The sequence below is a fragment of the Allobosea vaviloviae genome, from assembly GCF_001298265.1.
In the GTDB taxonomy this organism is placed as follows: domain Bacteria; phylum Pseudomonadota; class Alphaproteobacteria; order Rhizobiales; family Beijerinckiaceae; genus Allobosea; species Allobosea vaviloviae_B.
Genome location: NZ_LGSZ01000001.1, coordinates 1 through 335 on the forward strand (window position 1 = coordinate 1; position 335 = coordinate 335).

1 tRNA gene is annotated in these 335 nt (G+C 60.9%); it reads right to left on the reverse strand.

Features of this window, described 5'->3' with window-relative positions:
* Window positions 1-211 precede the first annotated feature (211 nt).
* Window positions 212-288: transfer RNA gene (locus AE618_RS00005), tRNA-Met, on the reverse strand.
* Window positions 289-335: the final 47 nt, after the last annotated feature.

Sequence of the window (335 nt, forward strand, 5' to 3'; positions counted from 1 at the left end):
GGACATCGATCTTCCCACCATAAAGACCAACATCGCAAAGCTGGCCCGGCGTCGCGCCATCGGAAAAGCCGCCTTCGCTAAAAGCCGCCCATCAGAACGCTGAAAGGGCCGACACCGGACGATTACGGGTTGGCGCGGCGGCGGGCTTTTTGGGGCGACGGCCAGAGGCGCGAAAACCCCGGCGCGTTGAGCGCCGGGGTTTTTGTGTTTTTGGTTGCGGGGGCAGGATTTGAACCTACGACCTTCAGGTTATGAGCCTGACGAGCTACCGGGCTGCTCCACCCCGCGATAAGTCTTTTGGTGCGCTGCGTGTGTTGTGCGCAGGGCGTGTTTTA